Origin of the sequence: Nocardioides sp. (assembly GCF_050699375.1) — a bacterium.
Taxonomy (GTDB): domain Bacteria; phylum Actinomycetota; class Actinomycetes; order Propionibacteriales; family Nocardioidaceae; genus Nocardioides.
The window spans coordinates 1-5,668 of record NZ_JBOHDN010000122.1 but is presented as its reverse complement, the minus strand read 5'-3'; the positions used below and the strand labels follow the sequence as shown (position 1 = coordinate 5,668).

Genomic DNA, 5,668 nt, shown 5'->3' with positions numbered 1-5,668 from the left:
CTTGTCTTCGAGCGCACTCGAAGGCCTAGCGTCTGAGGTATGGACCTTGGACTCCACTACTTCACCTTCACCCACCCCGAGTGGGAGACCACCCTTGCCGACAAGCTGACCGAGACCGCGCGCATCGCCGACGAGGGCGGCGTGGACCTGCTCACCGTCATGGACCACTGGTTCCAGATGGAGCAGGCCGGCGGGCCGTTCGAGCCGATGCTCGAGGGCTACACCACGCTCGGCTACCTGGCTGGGATCACCGACAACGTACGTCTCAGCCTGCTCGTCACCGGGGTGACCTACCGCCACCCCGGCCTGCTCGCCAAGATCGTCACCACCCTCGATCGGCTCTCCGGTGGCCGCGCGCTCCTGGGGATCGGCGCGGCGTGGTACGAGCGCGAGCACCAGGGGCTCGGCGTGCCCTACCCGTCGACCGCCGGGCGGTTCGAGCGTCTGGAGGAGACCCTCGAGATCTGCCGCCAGATGTGGTCCGAGAACGACGGTGCGTACGAGGGCAAGCACTTCCAGCTCGCCGAGACGATCTCGCTCCCGCAGCCCGTCAACGGATCCGTTCCGGTGCTGATCGGCGGGGGAGGGGAGAAGAAGACCCTGCGCCTGGTCGCCAAGCACGGCCAGGGCTGCAACCTCTTCGGTGCTCCAGGTCCCGAGGGCCTCGCGACGGTCGAGCACAAGCTCGAGGTGCTGCGCGGCCACTGTGACGACCTCGGCACCGACTACGACGCGATCGAGAAGACGATCCTCTTCCAGGGTCCGTCGGCCGAGGACCCGGATGCGTTCCTGAAGTCGATGGAGGAGTACGCCGCCCTCGGGATCACTCTCGTCGGGCTGATGCCCACGCCGTACGTCGACCCGGTGCCGTGGGCCACGTCGGTCGTGGACCTGGTGCCGCGGCTGAAGGAGATCTAGGGGCGGCTCTGGGGAGGGGCCGCAGCGACGGCTCGCCGGAGGGTCGCGGCGAGGATGGTTCGGGTCTCGGCGGGGTCGATGACGTCGTCGATCTCGAACATCCGGGCGGCGTTGAGCGCGCTGGCCTGCTTGCGGTACTCCTCGGTGAGCGTGGCGACTCGCTCCTCACGCTCTGCCTCGGGCATCGCCGCGAGCTCGGCGGCCATGGACAGGCGTACGGCACCCTCCAGGCCCATCGGGCCGAGGTGCGCGTCGGGCCAAGCGACGGTGAGCAGCGGGCGATGGGTGCTTCCGCCGAGCATCGCCTGCGCGCCGAGCCCGTAACCCCGGCGCAGGATCACCCCGACCAGGGGCGTCGAGAGCTGGGCGCCGGCGACGACCATGCGGGAGGCGTGGCGGACCAGGCCGGTGCGCTCGGCCTCGGGGCCGACCATGAAACCCGGGGTGTCGACCAGCGATACCACCGGGAGCGCCCAGCGCTCGCAGAGCCCGAGGAAGTCGGCGGCCTTGACCGATGCTTCGCTGGTGATCGCTCCGGCCAGATGCGTCGACTGGTTGGCGATGACGCCGACCGCGATCCCGTCGATCCGGGCCAGGGCGGTGACCAGCTCTGATGCGAACCCGTCACGGAGCCACGTGACCGAGTCGATGTCGGCCAGGGCCTCGACGACCGGACGTACGTCGAACGCCTCGCGGTCGTTGTGGGGCAAGAGCGTCCGCAGCGCGGTCTGGTCCTCGGCCTCGCCGTGCTCTTGGGTCGGCTCCAAGTAGGAGAGGATGCTGCGAGCGGCCTCGACAGCCGCCGCTTCGTCTTCGACGAGCAGGTCGATGACGCCGTTGGCGACCTGCTCGCTGGCCGGGCCGATCTCCTCGGCTGCGAAGCTGCCCAGGCCGCCACCGGCGATCATCGCCGGCCCGGCCATGCCGAGGTTGGCGTCAGGGGTCGCGATGCGGAGGTCGGCGCAGCCGGCCAGGACCGCGTTGCCGGCGAAGCACCGCCCCGAGACGACAGCGATCCTGGGTACGACGCCCTCGAGCTCACCCCACAGCGCGAACGAGCCGACGTCGAGCGCGGAGACCAACGGGATGTCCGTATCTCCAGGACGCCCGCCACCACCCTCGGTGAAGAAGACCGTCGGCAGGCCCATCCTTCGGACGATCTCGATCAGTCGGTCCGACTTACGATGCCCGCGCATGCCCTGCGTACCGGCCATCACCAGGTAGTCGTAGGACAACACCGCGCACGCCTTCCCGCCGATGGTGGCGGTGCCGCCGACGATCCCGTCCGCAGGCGTCTCGACGACGAGTTCGGCCAGGTCACGGCGGTGTTCCTGGGCTGCGGTGATATACCGCCCGTACTCGACGAACGAGCCCGGATCGACCAGGTCGGCGATGTTCTCCCGAGCCGTACGCCGCCCCTTGGCGTGCCAGCGAGCGACTTTGTCAGGACGGGCTGCGTCGGTGGTCAGGAAGCGTCGCGCGCGCAGCTCTGGCAGGCCTGTTGCGGGTGTGTCGTCGGTCACGGGCACATGGTGCCACGGGCTTCGGGCGCGATCTGGGTGACCTCTTGAGTTCTCTGACCTTGCGGTGTAAGCATGATTACATGCTTACATCAGAGTTGCGCGGGTGGTTCGCCGGACGGCTGCCCGATGGCGTGTATGACGAGATCGCCGACGTCGTGATCGACCGCGAGGAGATCACTGTTGTCGGGCGGATCAAGGAGCCGAAGATCGCCGAGGATGCCCCGGAGGAGGAGCGGGCAGCCGCGAACAAGGGGAGGGCCAGCGAGTTCCGAGAGCGCACGCGTGAGGACCGGATGGCCGTCGCGCGGCAAGCGGAACGTCAGTTCGACCGGAAGGTTTCCTGGGGCGTCGAGATCGGGGGAGAGCGGCACATGTTCACCACCGTCTCCGCCCCGGTGATGACGCGACTGCGCCAGCCCGAGCGCGCGGTCCTCGACCTGCTCGTCTCCGGTGGCGTCGCCCGCAGCCGGAGCGACGCACTCGGCTGGTGCGTCAAGCTCGTCCAGCAGCACACGGGCGACTGGCTCACCGACCTACAGGAGTCGCTGGTCAACGTCGAGCGAGTCCGAGCCGAGGGACCCGACGGATCCACCTCGTCGACCTCCTAGACGGGGGAGCTGCGCCTCCTCAGACGACGTCGCGCTACGACGTAGGTGCTGTTCCAGGCGAAGCCGATCCTAACGTTCCTCGGCGCCCTGTCCTTGGCGACGTATCGCCGTGGTGACGCGACGCACGAAAAGCCTACTCTTGAGGTGTGTCAGCGAACGTGAGTCGATCGGCCCGGCTCGAGGATGTGCACGACCTTGCTCTGGGCATGCCGCATGTGACCGTGGAGCATGGCTCGGGTGGCAACCCGGTCTACCAAGTCGGCAGGAAGTCGTTCGTCTTCTTCCGAAACCCGCGACCCGACGCAGTGGACCCGGCGACGGGGGAGCGCTACAGCGACGTGATCGTATTCTGGGTCGCAACCGAGACGGACAAGCAAGCGCTGGTGCTAGACCAATCGTCACCGTTCTTCACCACCGCCCACTTCGACGGTCATCCGTCTGTGTTGCTGCGGGGCAGCCGCATCGGTGAGCTCACCCGGGATGAGCTCGCGGAACTGGTTCAGGACGCCTGGCTGGCCCAGGCGTCGGCTCGTCGGGCGTCGACGTGGCTCGGCCAGCATCACCTGGAGTGATTCCACAGTCCTGACGTCCGCTCGGCGCATGGATGATTACATGACCTCATGAGCACCAGTGAGGAAGCAGACCCACGTGTCGTCAGTGCCAGCCGCGACATCGCGGCTGCAGCATCGGAGATCTTCGAGCTCATAGCCGAGCCGACCCAACAGCCCCGTTGGGACGGCAATGACAATCTGTCGGAGGCGCGGCCGGGGGAGCGCGTACGTTCCGTGGGCGACGTGTTCACGATGACCACGACCAAGGGCAATGTCCGGGAGAACCACGTCACCGAGTTCACCGAGGGGCGATGCATCGCCTGGAAGCCGGCAGAACCCGGTCAATTGCCGCCTGGACATCTGTGGCGATGGGAACTCGAGCCCATTGACGCCGTGAACACCCGGGTCACCCACACCTACGACTGGACGCAACTGACAGACGATCGGCGGATTCCGCGAGCGAGGGCGACAACATCCGACAGGCTCCAGGCTTCGATCGATCGCCTGGCGTCTGTCGCGGAGGGCCGTGGACCCGCGTAGCGTGCCCAGGTGACCTGTCTCATCTGAACCTGACGCCTCCAAACCGGCTTACTCGGCGCGCACCTCACCCATCCTGCCGGATGGCGCCTGCGCTCGACGGCGTGCAAGTGCGATTGCGCAGGCGAGCGCTAGCGCCACCGCGGCTCCTGCCCAACCAGGAGCGCGGGCGCCAAAGCCGCTGACAAGGAATCCGGAAGCTGCGCCGCCCAGCGACATTCCGAGGTTGTTGACGGTGTTGACCCAGGTGGAGGCCTCGGTGATCTCGGCTGGTTCGACATGGCTGTCGCTTGCTCGGTAGGCGACAACGTAGATCGGTGAGATCGCCATGCCGCCGACCGCAAGTGCAGCCGCGAACATCCAGAACGGGTCAACCGCGCTCGCAACCAGAGCGGCTGCACCGATGATTGTCAGGAGTCGGGAGAGGGTCAGTCCCACGGGCCAGGCGGGTTGGAGGCGGCCCCAGAGGAGACCGCCGGCTACCGAGCCGACGGCGATGCCGGCGTCCGCCAGGCCGGCATAGGACGGGTGGCCGAGGGCGAGCGCTCGCGCGGCCGTCACGGTGTAGACCGTGGCGGTCACCGCGCCAACAGCAGCCATCACGAGGAGCAATCTCAGAAACGTGGGATGTCGGAGGGGGCCGCCGGCCATCCGACGCTGTCCCAGACACGAAGTGTTGGTGGCAGCAGGGGAGGCGGCCAGACCCGCGGCTCCGACGATGAGAAGCGCACCGCACACGAGAGGTCCTACGTACGCCGGGGCGAAGGCCAAGAGCCCAGCCGCGATCATCGGGCCAACGAGGTAGAGGGTCTCCTCGCTGACGGCGTCGAGGGAGTACGCGCGAGGGATCGCGTCCTCGGGGACAAGTACGCGCCATTGTGCTCGCATGCTCGGTCCGAGCGGCGGACTCGCCAAACCGACGGCAAGACCGACTGCCAGCCACGGGAGCGAACTCGTGATCTCGGCGCGCGCCATGACCGCGGCGATGACGAGCACGGCCACCATCACCGCTGTGATCAGCGGGATGACGAGCCGCTGCCCGTACCGGTCGATCACTCGTGACTTGAGGGGCATCGAGAGGGAGGCGAGACCGTTGAGGGCCAGTGCGGTCGCCGCCGTGGAGAACGAGCCCGTGGCGTGCTGGACGGTGAAGAGGAGCGAGAGCGGGAACACGCCGTAGGCAAGTCGACCGACGAGGGCGGGCACGAAAGTGCGCGCCACACCGGGCAGTCGAAACAGGTCGGAGTAGCTCCCGGCAAGAACGGTGCCGGACATTGATCAGCTTTCGGGATGGTGCAGCCACCCTGGGGTGCACGAAGAAAAGGGGACGCCGAAGGTTCCGACGACACATGTCGTCGGCAGCAGATCCCCTAATCCCGCGTGATCATGCCCACAGAGTACGCGGCCGGTCAGCGCCGCGCACTCCCGAGGCCGACGTTCAGCTTCGTGGCTGGTCGCGCTCGGCGCGCTGTTGGATGAGCTCCTCGACCTGAGTCGGGAGGTTCGTCTCGAAGTCGATCAGCTTCGCCCA

Annotated in this window: 6 protein-coding genes; 4 read left to right on the top strand and 2 right to left on the bottom strand. The window is 67.6% G+C overall.

Annotation, left to right across the window (positions count from 1 at the left end):
• Nucleotides 1-39: 39 nt before the first annotated feature.
• The gene (locus tag ACRDPS_RS08800; protein ID WP_431501249.1) at nt 40-918 is read left to right on the top strand and encodes an LLM class F420-dependent oxidoreductase; all 879 of its coding nucleotides are present in this window, start codon (nt 40-42) and stop codon (nt 916-918) included.
• Here ACRDPS_RS08800 and ACRDPS_RS08795 read toward each other — a convergent pair.
• Complete coding sequence (locus tag ACRDPS_RS08795; RefSeq protein WP_431501248.1) at nt 915-2,441, bottom strand: acyl-CoA carboxylase subunit beta; 1,527 nt, start codon at nt 2,439-2,441, stop codon at nt 915-917. The genes ACRDPS_RS08800 and ACRDPS_RS08795 overlap by 4 nt on opposite strands.
• Before the next feature lie 80 nt (nt 2,442-2,521).
• Between ACRDPS_RS08795 and ACRDPS_RS08790 the strand changes: the two genes are divergently transcribed.
• The 3 genes from ACRDPS_RS08790 to ACRDPS_RS08780 all read left to right on the top strand — a co-directional run bounded on the left by ACRDPS_RS08790 (nt 2,522) and on the right by ACRDPS_RS08780 (nt 4,140).
• Nucleotides 2,522-3,049, top strand: coding sequence for a hypothetical protein (locus tag ACRDPS_RS08790; protein ID WP_431501247.1), 528 nt, complete (start codon nt 2,522-2,524; stop codon nt 3,047-3,049).
• 146 nt (nt 3,050-3,195) lie between these two features.
• Nucleotides 3,196-3,621, top strand: a complete 426-nt coding sequence (locus ACRDPS_RS08785; protein ID WP_431501246.1) for an MmcQ/YjbR family DNA-binding protein — start codon at nt 3,196-3,198, stop codon at nt 3,619-3,621.
• A 48-nt stretch (nt 3,622-3,669) separates the two neighbouring features.
• Complete coding sequence (locus ACRDPS_RS08780; RefSeq protein ID WP_431501245.1) at nt 3,670-4,140, top strand: SRPBCC family protein; 471 nt, start codon at nt 3,670-3,672, stop codon at nt 4,138-4,140.
• Between the two features lie 48 nt (nt 4,141-4,188).
• Here ACRDPS_RS08780 and ACRDPS_RS08775 read toward each other — a convergent pair whose 3' ends face one another.
• On the bottom strand, nt 4,189-5,358 hold the full coding sequence (locus ACRDPS_RS08775) for an MFS transporter (RefSeq protein WP_431501244.1): 1,170 nt from the start codon (nt 5,356-5,358) through the stop codon (nt 4,189-4,191).
• Nucleotides 5,359-5,668 lie beyond the last annotated feature (310 nt).